This is a genomic window from Vibrio gelatinilyticus, assembly GCF_022836845.1.
GTDB classification, from domain to species: domain Bacteria; phylum Pseudomonadota; class Gammaproteobacteria; order Enterobacterales; family Vibrionaceae; genus Vibrio; species Vibrio gelatinilyticus.
The window spans coordinates 286992-303111 of sequence record NZ_JAJNNZ010000005.1 but is presented as its reverse complement, the minus strand read 5'-3'; the positions used below and the strand labels follow the sequence as shown (position 1 = coordinate 303111).

Here is a 16120-nt window from a genome sequence, read left to right as displayed (position 1 = left end):
AACCTGTTTCTTGTGTTGACCCACTCATGACCGAAATAGACCCACTCATACATTTTACCATTTTGCGACAAGCCCAGCCCATTACTATGACGCATCAATGTCGCTGCAATGGTTGAATGAAATGAGAGTGCCACACAGTTATAAAAATGGGCTGACTGCCCTGATAGTCGCGCTAAGCCTATTCGGCTGCAAAAAAGATGAAACACCAGAAGTCACTTCTGTGCCAATCAAACCGGTGAAAACCTTGGTTGTAAGTCAGAGACAGCATCAAGTGAGGCACTTTACCGGGATTATCGAGGCAAACAAAACCATCGATATGAACTTTAGAATCCAAGGTGAATTGACAGACCTGCCCATTAAATCGGGGAAAAAAGTCGAAAAGGGACAACTGTTGGCTCAACTGGATAATAGCCAACAACTGATCAATAAAAAGTCTCGCAATGCTACTTTGAAACAAGCAAAAGCAGAATACGAGCGAGCACAGACACTTATCAATAAAAATGCCATTAGCCAGGCGAACTTGGATGCGTTGGAATCCCAATATATTTCAGCGCAAGCCGCTTTTGAGCAAAGTGTAAAAGATGTTGAGTACACTTCGTTGCTTGCTCCTTTCTCAGGTGTGGTGAGTCATCGTTTTATCGATAACTTCTCTAAAGTTACCTCATCGACCAAAATTCTCACGTTGCAAGACGTTGAACAATACAAAATCACTATCACGGTGCCGCAATCACAGTTTGTGCAAATTCAAACCGCCGATGCCGTTAAACTCAGCGCGGAAATTGAAGGCTTTTCACAGCCATTTCCACTAAAAGTCGATGAACTCAGTGTGAGTCAGCAAAGTAGCCAGCAGATCCATGTCACTTTAGTGATGCAGCCTCCATCTCAGCGAAGACTGTTCACAGGGACTTCGGTTAAGGTCAAAGCGGAGGCATTTGGTGTCAGCCATTCGATGCTATTGCCTAGCCATTCTGTGCTCAGTGATGGCAACGGGCATTATGTGTTCGTAGTACATCCCTCAACCCATCTACTCGAGAAGCGAACCGTGCGCGTAGATGGCGTCAGTGAACAAGGCATCAATATTGTCGATGGATTATCGGACGGTGAACGCGTAGTCGTCGCCGGAGTGAGCCAAGTTCATGACGGTCAGCAGGTAAGAGTGGAGACGAAATAATGTCGATGACCGCTTTTTCTTTAAATAACAGTCGCATTACGCTTGTCATTATTGCAGTGCTGACCTTCTTGGGGGTCCAAGCCTATAACACGATCCCAGAAGCGTATGATCCTGGGTTTACGATTCGAAATGCACAGGTCATTACTCATTTTCCCGGTGCTAGCCCAAAACGTGTCGAGGATCTGGTGACGGATCCGCTTGAAAAAGCGGTGCTAGAGCTCGCGGAATTGGACTTCGTTAAGAGCCAATCTAAAAATGGAGTGTCGATACTCACCGTCGCCATCAAAGAGGATTACTCTGACCTTCAGCCAATTTGGGATAAATTGCGTCGTAAGATAGATCGTGCTGCGAGTAAATTACCTGAAGGGGTTGGAGTGCCTGCAGTCAACGATGAATTTGGCGATGTATACGGCATTGTTCTTGCGATTCACGGTGAAGGCTTTTCTTATCGTGAACTAAAACAAACAGCAGAAGATCTTCGTAGTGGACTGTTTTTGCTCGATGATGTGGCTAAGGTTGATTTACATGGTGTGCAGCAAGAGCAAATCAAACTTAAATTCGATGCCAATGCGTTAGCGGCCTATGATTTAACACCCAATCAGCTCGCGGATATTTTGTCGAAACAGAATATTGTCTTGAGTGGCGGCAGTGTTGTTTTTGGTCAGGAGCGCTTACCGATTGAGCCGAGTGGTAACTACAACACGCCGGATGAGATCAAAGGTACCTTGGTGACGCTACCTAGTAGCGGTAAGACAGTGAGGTTGGACAGTCTGGTCACCATCGAATCGGGGTACGAGTTTCCTATCAACAATCCAGTTTACTTTAATGGAAAGCCGTCCGTTAATGTGGCGATTGCTATGGTTGAAACCGGCAATAATGTGCGTTTGGGCGAACAAGTCGACGCTTATGTAGCGCAGTTCACTCGTCAGTTGCCTATTGGCTTGGAGATCAGCAAGGTCAATTTTGCTCCTAAGGAAGTGAAAGACAAGGTTGATCAATTTGTATCAAGCTTAGTGCAGTCGATGACGGTTGTTGGCTTGGTGATGTTTATTTTCCTGGGATGGCGAACCGGATTGATTGTGTCTCTACTGGTGCCTATCAGTATGCTACTGACCATTTTGGTGATGTCTAAAATTGGGGTTGGTCTGGATCAGATCTCCCTTGCCGCGCTCATTATTGCACTCGGTATGTTGGTCGATAATGGCATTGTGATGTCGGAAAATATTCTGGTGCGCATTAATCAAGGGGTGAGCAAAAAGGTCGCAGCCATTGAGAGTGCCAATGAGCTTAAACTGCCTTTGCTAACGTCATCCTTAACCACATCCGCCGCTTTCTTGCCGATCTTTTTAGCAAAGTCGAATATGGGTGAGTATACGGGGGCATTATTTGTGGTCGTGACTATTACACTCTTGGCCTCTTGGCTGTTGAGCCTAGTGATGATCCCACTGCTTTGTGTACTGCTTTTAAAGCCAACCAAACAGGTAAAGGAAGAGTCACCTAGCCAACTCGCGTGGTATGCCAAATTACTGACCAAGCTTATCCGTTTTCGCTGGCTCACTGTGGCGATCATGGTGGTGGCAACGGTATTTGCCTTTCAAGCGATGAAGTGGTTACCGAACATTTTCTTCCCGCCTTCGGAGCGAACTTTCTTCAAAATGGAAGTGACTATGCCGATGGGTACCTCAATAGAGCACAACCAAGTCATGGTTGCTGACATTGAGCAGTTCTTGTTTTCGTTGCAAGCTAAGGAATCTTCAGATGGTAAGTCTAGCGTCAAGGAACTGGATACGGATAATCAAGGCATCAAAAACTGGACGGTGTACGTAGGCTACGGTGGCCCGCGTTATATTTTGCCGCACAGCTCTCGAACGTCGAGCCCGGAATACTCATTCTGGATCATCAACACTCACGACTATCGTGATAATCCAGAACTGATGCAACGTATCGAGTCTTACATCAGCGAGAATCATCCAGATGCCATTGCGACCACAAGGCTTATCGAAAATGGCGCGGCGATTCTGAATCCGGTTGAAATTCGATTAAATGGCTTGGATCAGGATAAGGTCTTTGCGATTACTCAAGAGATCAAGGCGAAATTGACCGGTATAGATGGCCTCAAGGATGTGAGTGACGATTGGGGGCAAAAAACCAAAACCATCCGTATTGTTATAGACCAACAAAAAGCCGCGCTCGCAGGCGTGAATAACCGAGACATCGCACTTAGTTTGCAAACGTCACTGGTTGGCAAAAACTTGAGTGAGTTTCGTGACGGAATTTTGAGTATCCCTATCGTACTTTCTAATGAAGAGCGTGAAGAACTTAATGTTGAGCAAATTTTGGCGTTGCCTATTTATACTCCTGCGGGAAGCGTGACGCTCGCGCACATTGCCGACGTCGATATCGTTTGGCAAAACGCCAAGATATATCGTCGCAATAGTTACAAATCGGTCACCATTGGTGCTCAGTTGGAGCCTGACTATACCGCGAGTGAAGGACTGAATGCGATTTTACCTTGGTTGGAGGCAGAGTCTCAAACTTGGCCAAACAGCATCTTCTATGAAATTGGTGGTGAAGAAGAGAAGTCGAAAAAGTCGACGGGTAGTATCAGTGAAAATCTGCCACTGGCGCTGTTTGTGATTATTGGTTTGCTAGTAGCGCAGTTTAACTCCTTTAGAAAGCCCATCATCATCCTATCAACGATTCCAATCGCGTTTGTTGGGGTAGTAGCAGGTCTGCACATTGGTAATAGCTTCTTTGGTTTCATGACGTTCTTGGGCGTGATATCGCTGGCGGGGATCGTGATTAACAACGCCATCGTTTTACTTGAACAAGTGGATATTGAACTGTTGTCCGGTAAACGCGCTATTGATGCACTGATCGCCGCGGGTAAAAGGCGCATGAAGCCGATTCTCCTTACCACGCTGACCACTGTTCTAGGGATGATTCCGCTACTGATAACAGGGGGAGCAATGTGGCAAACCATGGCTATCGCCATAATTGCCGGGCTTATTTTCTCTACGTTGCTGACGCTGATATTCGTTCCTGTACTGTACAGCATCTTCTATCGAGTAGAGGCTTAACCCAACTTTCAGTGGGTAAAAGGACTAAGGGGAGTGGGTAGTCACTCTCCCTTTTTGAAACGATCTTAAACTAAACAAGGCTTTACAATGAAAATATTAGTCACATTCTTTCTTACCTTATGGTCGATGACGGCGCTTGCCAATTCGGCCTCGATTGAAGGCTTATGGTTGGCAGAAAATAAGTCCACACAAATTGAAATTAGCCAAACTGAATCGGGTCAATGGCAGGGAGTCGTGACAAGCGCTCCGTTAAAGCCGGAGTTGGAAGGTAAGCAATTATTGTCGGCCATAGTAGAGGTACCAGATGGCTATGAAGGCAAAGTGTACGCGATTAGGAAAGCGAAACACTATGATGCGGAGATCAAGCCCGTGGATAACACATTGCAGATAGAGGTCACAGCCGGATTTTTTTCGAAAACCATGATTTGGACACGCATTGAATGAAATTGTTGTCGCGATACGTGTCAACTTGGAGGTTTGTGAGCATGGAAATGGCAAAGGTGCGGTGACACTCAATGACCAGTTCTGAATGGACATTTCACGCCAGATTTATGCCCATTCGTTCTATGAGCGCTTACCCGAAGATGAGGTTAGGTTAGAGTAGCTACTATATTGGACAGCAATCTATAGGAAGAAGGATGCGATCACTCATTTGGATGGGACTTTTAGTAACATTAACCGCGTGCAGCATGGCACCAGAGCGCTCCAAGAGCAATGAATTTGAATATCATGCGACGAATAACCCAGCCTCATGGCGCTATGTATGGATACCGAAAAAATACGTTGATAAAGGGACATTAAAAGACAAATTTTCTACGTACTCTAGTTTTTATGTCGCTCCAACGAGACTGGAAGTTGAGGGTTCTGAGTTTGACGAGGTTCAGCTAAGAGCCTTTGCTGATTACCTTGAATCGGAGGCCAAAGATACTCTAGGTGCCTATAAATCACCCACGTCAGCCCCTGAGTTGAGTAGTCAAAAGAGTGGCTTAACAGTGCAGTTTGCTCTGAGTAATGTATCGACACCAAACTCGATATTGGCGACAACCAGTACGGTATTACCGATCGGGTTAGCGATTTCATATGCGTCTATGCTTACCACTGGGGAGCATACTAACGTTACAACCGCCAGAGTCGAAGTACTGATAAGTGATAGTAAAAGTGGTGAGCCGCTGTTTTCTGCAATTGATATCGTTGCAGGTGATAAAAGTTTTGACAATATCCTCGATCCAGAAGAAGAAATTCGCAAGATACTAAGATTATGGGTCAATAAACTGGAGCAGACGTTACTGAACCAAGATCCTGTTGACACTCAATAAAGGAAGGTTGAAATGAGTTTTGTTTTTAAATCTATTTTCCCTAAAGTCATTGATAACCACTATCAAGGCGCAAAGCTTAGCCAATATTTGTTTTACTTCCTGACGGCTGTCACGTTATGGCGTAGTCAGCATCACTTACTGGCCGCAGATGGTGGCGCGCAAAGTATTGCTACTATCCCACTAAATACGTTTAGCTCTGGGGCGACGTCCACCATTGTTGGGGTCTTTGCATTGTGGGGGTTATCGCAGCTGCTGATTGCGTTTATCTATCTATTAGTGTCTATCCGTTACCGAAGCTTAATTCCGCTGATGTACATCATCATGATTGTCGAGTACGCAGGAAGACTAGCGATTGGCATGTATAAGCCAGTGGTGACCGCGGGGGATGCACCTGGAGCGCTGATTAATTTACCTATGGTGTTGGTGTGTTTTTCTGCGCTGCTGGGCTCGATATCTCGTAGAGTCAGCCAGTAGGGGTTTTAATTATCGACGACCAAGCTAAATCACTGTGACACTTAGTCCAAATTCGTGGAATCCTGGTAGGCGAAACACTGTTCTGTCTCTTAAGATCACAAAAATTTATGATTAAAGGGATGTTAAGTGAAATATCATATAGTGCTATCCACTACACTGCTGACAAGCGCGTTGGCGACGGCAAACCCGGTTGTCGAACAACTTAGCTTGTATGCTGATTCAACCAAGGGACAACCATCATTGGCAGTGAGCGGTAATGATGTATACGTATTGTACACGGACGCTACGACTTATCAGGGGCGCATCACCCACTATAACCTAGTTAGCGGGGAGACTGTGAAGTCAGGTGATCTCTTTGATACTATTGGCTTTGATGACTCTTCACATAACCAGTCTGCGATCGCGGTTGATGGAGATGGTTTCATCCATGTTCTGATTGGCATGCATAATCACAAGTTGAAGTATTATCGTTCAAATTCTCCTGGTGATTATCAAAATTTCACCGACCACTCCACACTCATGCCAGGCTATAACGATCAAGGGATAGAGGAGAAGCGTTACACTTATCCTGCGATGGTCGCAACTGAAAACGGTGATGTGGTCTTTGTAGCCCGAAGAACTGGCTTATTTATGGATGGTGAGCGTCTCAGGGAAAGTCAACAAAACGAGAAACAAGATCTGTACCACTTCGATAATGCGACAGATACTTGGTCAATGATTCAAATTAAAGGTCAAGCTAACAAAAATGCGTACATGAGTAAGTTATTTGCCGATGCAAATAACAACGTCCATATTGCGACGGTTTGGTCGCAGAGACATTCCGGTGATAATACATATCAACGCGGCACCTATGCTCGATATAATGTAGATGGTCGTACCTTGTTCAATGCTTCGGGCAATGAACTCACACCGCCCATTGAAGTGGATTCTCCACAAGCAGATCTGTTCTATCCCGGTGAGATGCCGTGGGATGATTTAACCAATGAATTGCAAACTGCGCATGTTACTCTAAATGGTCTTCAACAACCTATTATCGCCTTTGGTAAGAATATTACGCCAGATTACAGTAAGCTTAGCCCTGAATATCAAGTCAGCTTTAGTTACTGGGATGGCGGCCAATGGCAAATGAGTCATAATCATGGTGAGCTTCGTAACCATGAATATGTGCCTATGAGTTTCACGGCTGGTTTGCTCAACGCTTACTTTAGAGGTTATAGCTCTGCCCAGGTTATTTCATCAGAAGATCAAGGTGTTACTTTCCCTCTCTATCATCAATTTGGTGACAGCGGAGAGCCGTATGAGGTCAGAAAAATTGCGGATAACGTTGATATCTACATCAACTATAAACGCCTGTATAAAGTAACTTATCCAGAAATACAAAATCAGGCACCAGAGGTATCTATTACGAACCCCACAGTTGGTGATGATTTGGTTGTGGGTGACACTGTAGCGATTACCGCTGATGCGACTGATGTCGATGGCTCTGTAGTGCAAGTGAGCTTTTCGATTAATGGTGAGCAGATTGCCTTGGTTGACAGTGCGCCATATAAGGTAGATTGGACTCCATCGGTTGCTGGTAGCTATGAGATCAGTTCAGTGGCGATGGATGACAAAGGAGCAACGAGCACAACGGCTAAGACAGTGACGGTGACGGAACCATCCCAACCGAGTGATTGGACTGTTCTCAGTTTTGAAGATTTTGAGCAAGGGTGGGGCGTCTACCAATCAGGCGGTAATGACGCCTTTTTGTCTTCGAAATCTCAATACGCTAGTTCTGGTATATCTTCGGTAAATATTCAAGATAATTCTGGATTAGCATCCAGTTTTGAGCTGACATCTGCAATTGATGTGGCGACACCGGAGTATGACTTACTCGAAGTATCGTTTCACTACATTACCCATAGTATGGATAACAGCAGCGAAGGCTTTGTGCTTGAGTATTTCGATGGATTAAGTTGGCAGGTTGTTAAGGCTTGGCATTTAGGCGACTTTGACAATCAACAGTCTTATCTAGAAACGGTTCAGCTCAGTAAAGAAGATTTTGCATTTCCGAGCAATATGAAAATTCGATTCCGATGTGATGCGAGTGGAAATAAAGACGATGTATTTATAGATGATGTTCAAATCCGAGCTAAGTCAACTTCCTTAAAAACGGAGCAAACCTCAGTGGTGACCCCTATTGAAGATGCTTTTGTGCGTGATGGTTTATACTCATCTGAGAACTTTAATTCAGCGAAGTTGCAAGTTAAAGGCGATCAGGACCTCGATTGGTCAAGAAAGTCATTATTGAAGTTTGATATTCAATCATTGACCGATACTGCGAGCGAGGTGATTTTGACCCTTAATGTTTTGGCAACCACGGATGTTAATCCAATTGTTATCTATGGTACGAGCGATCACAGTTGGGATGAGAGCGACGTTACTTGGGATACTGCACCGCTCCCAGAAGAAGAAGTGAGCAGGATTTCTATTGTGCAAACGGGAGAACTGACGGTCAACGTTACTGATTTTGTCAACGCTCATATCGGTAGCAAATATGTTGGTTTTATCCTTGAAAACATCGAACAAACGGGTGCGATTTCGGAGCTCAATAGTGAAGAAAGTGCCAACCCTCCTACACTCAGTTTAAAGTGGTGAGTGCTTTAAGAGATACTGAAGGCCTTCGTTGTAATAGGTTTTACGTGCTGTGAGATAATGAAGAGGCGGTACTTTTATCATAGCGACCACTTTGAATTAAGTGGTCGCTGTTAAGCGCGTTTACTATTTCCGGTTTTCGATTGCCCATAGGTAGAGTAGTTCAAGAGCGATGGTAGCGCCCGCTAGGGCTGTTAGTTCGCTATGGTCGTAAGGAGGTGAGACTTCAACGACGTCCATTCCGACCACGTTGATCCCCGCAAGGCCGCGGATGATTTTCAGGGCTTTGTCTGAGTTCAAACCACCACAAACCGGAGTGCCGGTGCCAGGAGCAAACGCTGGATCTAAACAGTCAATATCAAAGGTAATATACACAGGCCTATCGCCAACGATGTTGCGGATCTGAGCCACAATGTCTTCTGTGCTTTGATCGTTCGCTTGCATAGCGTTGATTACGTTAAAACCGTGGTCGTCGTAATTGTACTCAGTACGAATACCAATTTGCACCGAATGCTTGGCAGAAATCAAACCTTCTTTTGGCGCATGGTAGAACATAGTGCCATGGTCGTAGTTACTGCCGTTTGCGTACGTGTCCGTGTGAGCATCGAAGTGAATCAATGCCATCTCGCCATGGTGTTTGGCGTACGCGCGCAAAATCGGTAGAGTGATAAAGTGATCACCACCAAGAGCAAGCATAGTTTTACCGCTTGTTAGAATCTCGCTGGTTGCGGCTTCCAAACGGTAAGTGAAGTCTTCAGCATCTCCGATATCAAATACTAGGTCGCCTGAGTCGATCACTTTGGCCTTGTCGAAAACGTCGAAATCCCATGGGAATTTCTTACCTTCCCAAGCTAGGTTAACCGAAGCGCTGCTGGGTTCTATTTATCGCCGAGTCAACCATTAAGCCAACATTGTCATTGGTTGCGACCACTTCGACGAACAGTGATCGCTATTACAGCCGCTATTTTCTCTTTTCATGTCCCTTACCTGGATTATCTTTTCCGTGAACACTTCGATTACTCTTGCCTTTATGATGTTTGCTATCACATTCTTCCGATTCAATTTTTACACGCTTTGACTCGTAACTGACGCAGTCTTCGCTAAGTTCAAGGTTATCTGTTTTGATAGAGATGTCTGCATAGCTTGCTGATACAGGTAGTAGAAGTGCAGCGAGAATCAGAAGTAGGTTACGCATGGTGTTTGTGCCTCATGGAAAAATTGGATGAGGCGTAGTTTAGATAGTTTGCGAAGAAGAACTTGTCATTTCGCGCCATTAGGTAAAAGAGTTTAGGTCGTTTATTGTGAATAAAGGGTTTTACCCGTGGCGCTAGAATAAGATCAAGGCGAAAGTTTGGATTGTCGATAAGTACTTATGAGTACTGTTTTTACTAACTTAATCCTGCCAAACGAGTTCGTTCTGGCTTTATTGCTTCTTCCATAAAGTCGAAAAAGGCTCTTACTCTGGCAGAGCTTTCTAGGTCACGATGCGCCATCATCCAAAGTTCTGTCCCTTTGTGTTTAACCTCCATATCCACTTTCTGCAAGCGCGCAGAAGAATCTCCGACAAAACACGGCAGATAAGCCAGCCCCATTTCGTGCTCCGCAGCCAAAACAAGAGGCTCAAAGGAATCAGCTTTTAAAACGACTTGTTCATCGGGAATGTTATTTGATATTTGTCGTGATGCACTCCCTTGTATCATTGCTGAGCTGATTCCTAGCCAGTTTGCTGACTCTAATGGATGTTTACCTTGAAGGCTGTTGATATAGGTCGGTGAACCATAAACTCCAAACGTTATGCTGGAGAGTTTGACCCCCATGAGTGACTCTGGTAGTTCTCTGGCGGGGCGAATGGCTACATCTGCATCCAGTTGCGAAAGATCTAGCTGGCGAGAGGTTACATTCAGTTCAATCTGAATTCGTGGATAGAGTTGATGAAATTTAGCCAGATGGTGGAATAAGACTAAGTGCAGTAGTGTGTCGGTTGTTGTTAATCGCAATGTCCCTTCCAATTTCATTTCCTGACCGAAAACCCTACGCTCCAGCGCTTTTACGGTCGACTCAATCGAGAGTGCAGAGTCGAGTAATTGTCGCCCTTCCAGTGTGAGCTTGTATCCAGTCGGTAGCTTATGAAACACACGTAACTTATGACGATGTTCAAATGCGTTTAGTCGGCGTAATACCGTACTGTGATTGACCCCAAGAGACCTTGCGGCCGCAGAGACGGAGCCCTCGTTTGCAACAGTTAAAACATACTGTAAATCATCCCATCGAATGCTGTGCATTTTTGCAAATCCGCTGTGCTTAATTAAGGAATTTACCTACAAATTAGCACGGGTATAGTAAACATAACAACTAGCAAGGACGAATATGGAGTTCATAGTATGAAAAGGATCATTGTTACTGTTTGTTCGGTATTGATGCTGGCTTTTGGTAATAACGCATTGGCAGCAGAGCCGTTTGAAGCGGAAGTAGAAGCGCGTCAGGCATTTATGAAGATGGTGAAATTTAACCTTGGCATTCTTGGTGATATGGCTAAAGGCAACCGCGAATATGATGCAAAGCTGGCCGAAGCGTTAGCTAAAAACATTCATGCTGCTTCCCAAATGGATAATGGTGCGATGTGGCCAATGGGGTCGGACAATTCGAACTCAGCACTTTCAACCAATGCCAAACCTGAAGCTTGGTCTGAGTATCCGGCGGTAGCAGAAAAACATGGAGCTTGGATTGAAGCCTCTGGTGCGCTTGCGTTAAATGCAGGGAACGGATTAAGTGAACTTCGAAAAAACATAGGCGCGGTGGGTAAATCGTGTCAGGGCTGTCACAAGCTCGTCAAAGCAGACGATTAATTCCTGATAGGCTTATGGCCTCCACCAGTCAAACCAATGCCAGTAAATTCTATTATAGAGAGCGAAATAGTATGGAAAACAATCCACACTCACTCACCAAAGTATGGGATGTACCAACCAGAATATTTCACTGGGCACTGGTTTGCTTGTTTCTGTTCCTGATCGTCAGCGGTGAAATTGGTAATGATTGGATGAGGCTGCATATGCTCGCTGGGTATCTGCTGTCAGGGCTTATTCTGTTCCGATTTATTTGGGGTGTTGTGGGCTCTTATCACGCAAGGTTTATCAATTTCGTGCGATCACCAGGTAAAGCCCTGCACTACCTTCAAAAAGTAGTTAAGGGCCAGGAAAACCACTATGCGGGCCATAATCCGGCCGGCGCTATTATGGTTATAGCAATGATAGTTGGTCTAGGCATTCAAGCGCTTACAGGTTTGGTGACAACGGACGACATACTTTGGAATGGGCCTCTATACCACTTGGTGTCTGCTGATCTTAGAGAGTTTGGTGGTACTATCCACCGTTTGCTTGAGTTTGGCCTTAAGATCATTGTTGCACTTCACGTCATCGCCGTCCTGATTCATAAATTTGTGTTGAAGGAACCACTGATCGCTGCAATGGTTCATGGTCGTAAACCGCTTCCACTCATCGAGAAAATTGTAATAGAAGTCCGCATTTCTCTGTTAATTTTCGCAGTTGTGGTATCTGCAGGTTGGGTTACCTGGTTGTGGTCCCTGCCCATATAGACGGTGCGGCAAAATATTTATTACCTGATAGCGGAGCTAAACATGAATATTGTTAATATACTGCGTACATTACCTGTGCTCGCTTTATCTCTCATGACACTGGTTGTCGCAGCATCTGAGACAGAACACCTGCCAGCGAAAGCTACACCGATACCTGCGACGACAGACAGCGTGCCGCATGTACAGTTGGGTGTCGAGCCAGACCCAGTGATTTCAACCGCATTACTGACCCACATCGAGCGAATTCCAGACGTTGAGATCCGTAACACAGTGATTTCATTACCGGGTGCTCTGGGTTTTTGGATAACAGACAATGTTGTACTTGCCAAGCCCTATGCAATCATTGGTGGTCGAGAGTTTGCCCATGTCCATCCTGATGGAAGCCTGCATGCTTCTCTGCCGCCAGCATTAGCGGTTAAAGCAGTTGAGAGCGGCTGGGCGGTTCATCACCCCTGGGCTGATAAAAGAAAGGGTTGGGAGGGATTTGTGATGATCTACACACCCGTTAATGAAGAAGAACTAAAGATTGTTCTTCAACTCATCGTAGCATCCTATAACTATGTTACCGGAAGAAATCTTGAGCTGGATTTGTGAGTACCCACGAATGTTCAGAGGTTGTCGTGTCTCTTTATTTGAGCTAGTGGTGCAGACCCTGTCGTTTTTAAAAAGTGATGTCGTCGGGTTGTACGTGAGTGCAGGGCCGATTAGCTTTGGTTCCAATTATAATAAAAGTGCCTTCAATAAGACAGTTTCATTGGTTATGGGGCAGGCGTATTAATCTGCAGTAAGGAAAATGTTATCCAATGCAGAATTAAAAGTCCCAGTACAATGGTGTTGTACTGGGGCTTTTTGTTAAGCGTTTACGAGTTTAAAGTGAAAGGCTCTAATACCCCATAAGTTGCAACAAGTTCTCGGCGGTACTGATCGCTTCTTTGCGATTGGCGATGTTGAGCTTTTGATACAAGTTACGAATGTGTGTTTTGATTGTCGTACCCGCTACATCCAGTTCCTGTGCAATCTGTTCATTGCTAAAGCCGGAATAAATCAAGCCAAGCACTTGCCATTCTCTTTGAGTTAGAGGGCTAGTACGTACTAACTCCGGAATGTTCGGATGGTTCACAAGTTGCTCGACAAACTCTTCATTAAAGTGCACAGAGCGGCTGCGCTGCGTGGTATTAATGTTCTTCATCAGTAACTGTGCACGATGACGCTCCAAATCACCTAATTCGGATTTGCTCACTAGCTTTTCAAGAAGGTGGCCAATAGTTGCACCATCAATTAAGAAGTTGCCGATCATGCCGGTTTGATTGGTCAATTCAAGTGCTTCTTTAAGCAGTGCTTTGGCAGCGTCTTCTTGCTTAAGCTGCACTTGAAGAACAGCTTCGACAATGAGGTTACGATTTAAGTCAGTCACCAGGTTGTACGCTTTGGCTTCTTTGCTTAAGAAGGCTAATGTTTCGCGCGCATCGTCATAAAGACCAAGGTTTATCTGTGAACGGGCGATATTGCGCCATTGAAGCTGAAGGAAGTGATTGCAGGCGCTCTCAGGACGAGTGGCCGTTTCTAACCACTGTTCAATCGCGGCACTGTCCCCACGTGCTTGCCAGTATAGAATCAAAGACATTGATGCGTTAGCGGTCCAATCTACATGGTATGTAGACTGCTTCAACAAGTGCTGGATCTGTTCAATGTATTTAGTTGCTTTGTCGAGCTCACCACGGCCAACGGCAATACGGGCGATCATTGAATAGCTGTGTAAATGCTTACTTGGTAAGTGATTACCCAGTACGTCGAGCCCCTTGTATGCGCACTCTTCGGCCTCATCAAAACGATTCCAGCACCAAAGTATCTGAGCGCGAGTCCGCAGTAAAAACTCGTGCAGTGGAAGCTGATGCAGCTGCTGCTCTTCAATTAGTTTAAAGGCGTTGTCTTGTAGCTCGTACGCGGCCTGAACATAGCCTTGAGCTATCAGAATTTCACTTTGCTGCAATTGTGCCCAAAGTGCCTGATGATAAACATGGTATTGACGCGCTAACTTTTCGGTTTGTTGCATCATAGGCAGAGCTCGGCTGAGCTGGCCAATAACATGATTGACTTCACCCACCACAGAGGTGGCGACAATACGGCCGCGATAAACCGAATGGTCGAGTTCACTTAACGCGAGTTCGGCAAACTGCAATGCTTGCTCTGGTTCATTCTGGTTAATAGCAACCTGAGCTCGCAATGCATTAAATTCGCCTTCCTCTTTCTTGGAAAGTACGATATTACGAGTGGCCATTTCTTGATCGGCTTTTGCAATCAGTTCTCCAACATCGTTGTAGCGATGCTGGCTTTGTGCAAGCCACGCTTGTATCAGGCACAATTTTGGCTGAGTATAGAGTTGATCTTGAGTGAGCATATTGATTGCAGATTCGAGTGTGGCCAGCTCCCCCTGATTAAACATCTTCCAACCAAAGTCATGCAATATTTTACCAATCAATGTGCCATCATTGGCCAGTTGCGCATGTCGCAAAGCCTGATGAGGAACGCTTTGTTCAAGCCATGCTTCAGCGGCGGCGAGGTGTAGTTCGTGTTCTTGCTGTGGAATGCGTGCTTTACGCTCATGCGCCAGAAATTCCGCAAATAGGTTGTGGAATCTAAACCAGTGGTTTTCGCCTTCAAGGGGATAAATAAACAGACCGAAACGGTTGAGCGATTCAATCATACTGAGTGCATCGTCACGGTTTGTGAGGGCGCTGACCAATCTCTCATTGAAGTGATCGAGTACCGAGCACTGCATTAAAAACTGACGAGTCTCTTGATCGAGCAGATCAAACACTTCCTCGACTAAATAATCCCAAAGGTGTGCATGGTTAAATTGCGAGATAGTCTCTACCGATTGTGCCAGTGTGCGCTTTTGGTGTTGAGCCTGAAGAGCAAACAGCTGTAGGGCAGAGGGCCAGCCTTCAACATAACTGCGCAATGAGTCGGCAGTTTCGTCATCAATCCCATCGGTGACGCGTTGATTGAAAAATCGTGTGGTTTCTTCTGAATCAAAGGCAAGCAGTTCATTGCCAATTTCAATCATAAGATCGCGAACCCGGAGATTGGCTGTTCCAAGCGGTGGGTTTGCACGGCTTGTGACCACAAGGGTAAGGTTGTCGGGCATGTGTTTTAAGAAAAAACGCATGGCCTCATGGATTTCTTCGTCACTGATCAGGTGGTAGTCATCAAGAACGACAAAACACTCGTTGTGATAATTAGACATTTCGGTGAAAACTTCGCCGAAAAGGCTATGAATGGATGAGAATTGACGCCTTTCTGCTAGTTTTTGAGCGTTGGGGCAGGCGTTATGGGTCGCCTTGTTAATCGCTTGCAGTAGGTAGTTGATAAAGCGAAATGGCTCGTTGTCGCTGTCATCAATACTGTACCAGCCAACATTAGGTTTGTCGGATAGCCATTGAGCCGCCATCGTCGTCTTGCCGTAGCCGGCAGGAGAGCGAAAAAGCACCAACTTGTAAAAAGGGGCTTGTTGCAAAAGGTCTAAAACGCGTGGTCTGACGATAGCGTTATGCAATCGGCCTGGCCGGGTTAGCTTAGAAGGAATCCACATGGTCACTTCCCATCAGTGTGTAGTCATTATTGAGTGTTCTTAAAAAGTTGTAAGAACAATCATCGCAGAATGTGCGATGGTAAAAGATATTTGCCACTACATTTATTGATCTATCGCCAATATTCAAATTTTTAGCCCTGATGTAACAATCTACGCCTCGAAAGTGTGAGCAGCATCACGCCCAATGGTGCTTTTTGCTGCCTTTTTCTTTTGATTTGTACGAAAAAGTCGTGTGTTTACATTTTTTTTGCAAAGCGATTG

At 45.3% G+C, this 16120-nt stretch carries 12 protein-coding genes and 1 pseudogene; 9 read left to right on the top strand and 4 right to left on the bottom strand.

Features of this window, described 5'->3' with window-relative positions; all coding sequences use genetic code 11:
• Positions 1-97 precede the first annotated feature (97 nt).
• The 6 genes from LNL84_RS09140 to LNL84_RS09115 all read left to right on the top strand — a co-directional run bounded on the left by LNL84_RS09140 (position 98) and on the right by LNL84_RS09115 (position 8678).
• Positions 98-1171, top strand: a complete 1074-nt coding sequence (locus LNL84_RS09140; protein ID WP_244356916.1) for an efflux RND transporter periplasmic adaptor subunit — start codon at positions 98-100, stop codon at positions 1169-1171.
• On the top strand, positions 1171-4251 hold the full coding sequence (locus LNL84_RS09135) for an efflux RND transporter permease subunit (RefSeq protein WP_244356915.1): 3081 nt from the start codon (positions 1171-1173) through the stop codon (positions 4249-4251). Before LNL84_RS09140 ends, LNL84_RS09135 begins: the two co-directional genes overlap by 1 nt.
• Positions 4252-4338: 87 nt before the next feature.
• A complete protein-coding gene (locus LNL84_RS09130; protein ID WP_244356914.1) occupies positions 4339-4695 on the top strand; it encodes a DUF2147 domain-containing protein in 357 nt (118 codons plus the stop codon).
• Positions 4696-4889: 194 nt separating this feature from the next.
• Positions 4890-5567 carry a DUF3313 family protein gene (locus tag LNL84_RS09125; protein ID WP_244356913.1) on the top strand — a complete coding sequence of 226 codons (678 nt, stop codon included), beginning with the start codon at positions 4890-4892 and terminating at the stop codon, positions 5565-5567.
• Between the two features lie 12 nt (positions 5568-5579).
• Positions 5580-6041 (top strand): hypothetical protein, encoded by a 462-nt coding sequence (locus LNL84_RS09120; RefSeq protein ID WP_244356912.1) that lies wholly within the window; start codon positions 5580-5582, stop codon positions 6039-6041.
• 126 nt (positions 6042-6167) lie between these two features.
• Positions 6168-8678 (top strand): BNR-4 repeat-containing protein, encoded by a 2511-nt coding sequence (locus LNL84_RS09115; RefSeq protein ID WP_244356911.1) that lies wholly within the window; start codon positions 6168-6170, stop codon positions 8676-8678.
• A 123-nt stretch (positions 8679-8801) separates the two neighbouring features.
• Here LNL84_RS09115 and speB read toward each other — a convergent pair.
• From speB to LNL84_RS09100, 3 genes and pseudogenes are all read right to left on the bottom strand, one after another.
• Positions 8802-9542: pseudogene (gene speB, locus LNL84_RS09110) on the bottom strand (agmatinase); the annotation flags it as partial.
• 94 nt (positions 9543-9636) lie between these two features.
• The gene (locus LNL84_RS09105) at positions 9637-9870 is read right to left on the bottom strand and encodes a CG2 omega domain protein (protein WP_244356910.1); all 234 of its coding nucleotides are present in this window, start codon (positions 9868-9870) and stop codon (positions 9637-9639) included.
• Positions 9871-10063: 193 nt separating this feature from the next.
• Positions 10064-10957: a LysR family transcriptional regulator gene (locus LNL84_RS09100; RefSeq protein WP_244356909.1), complete on the bottom strand. Its 894-nt coding sequence runs from the start codon at positions 10955-10957 to the stop codon at positions 10064-10066.
• Between the two features lie 99 nt (positions 10958-11056).
• Between LNL84_RS09100 and LNL84_RS09095 the strand changes: the two genes are divergently transcribed.
• The 3 genes from LNL84_RS09095 to LNL84_RS09085 all read left to right on the top strand — a co-directional run bounded on the left by LNL84_RS09095 (position 11057) and on the right by LNL84_RS09085 (position 12861).
• Positions 11057-11521: a c-type cytochrome gene (locus LNL84_RS09095; protein WP_244356908.1), complete on the top strand. Its 465-nt coding sequence runs from the start codon at positions 11057-11059 to the stop codon at positions 11519-11521.
• Between the two features lie 71 nt (positions 11522-11592).
• A complete protein-coding gene (locus tag LNL84_RS09090) occupies positions 11593-12267 on the top strand; it encodes a cytochrome b/b6 domain-containing protein (protein ID WP_244356907.1) in 675 nt (224 codons plus the stop codon).
• 42 nt (positions 12268-12309) lie between these two features.
• The gene (locus LNL84_RS09085; RefSeq protein WP_244356906.1) at positions 12310-12861 is read left to right on the top strand and encodes a luciferase domain-containing protein; all 552 of its coding nucleotides are present in this window, start codon (positions 12310-12312) and stop codon (positions 12859-12861) included.
• Positions 12862-13150: 289 nt separating this feature from the next.
• Here LNL84_RS09085 and malT read toward each other — a convergent pair whose 3' ends face one another.
• Positions 13151-15859, bottom strand: a complete 2709-nt coding sequence (malT, locus tag LNL84_RS09080; RefSeq protein WP_244356905.1) for an HTH-type transcriptional regulator MalT — start codon at positions 15857-15859, stop codon at positions 13151-13153.
• Positions 15860-16120 lie beyond the last annotated feature (261 nt).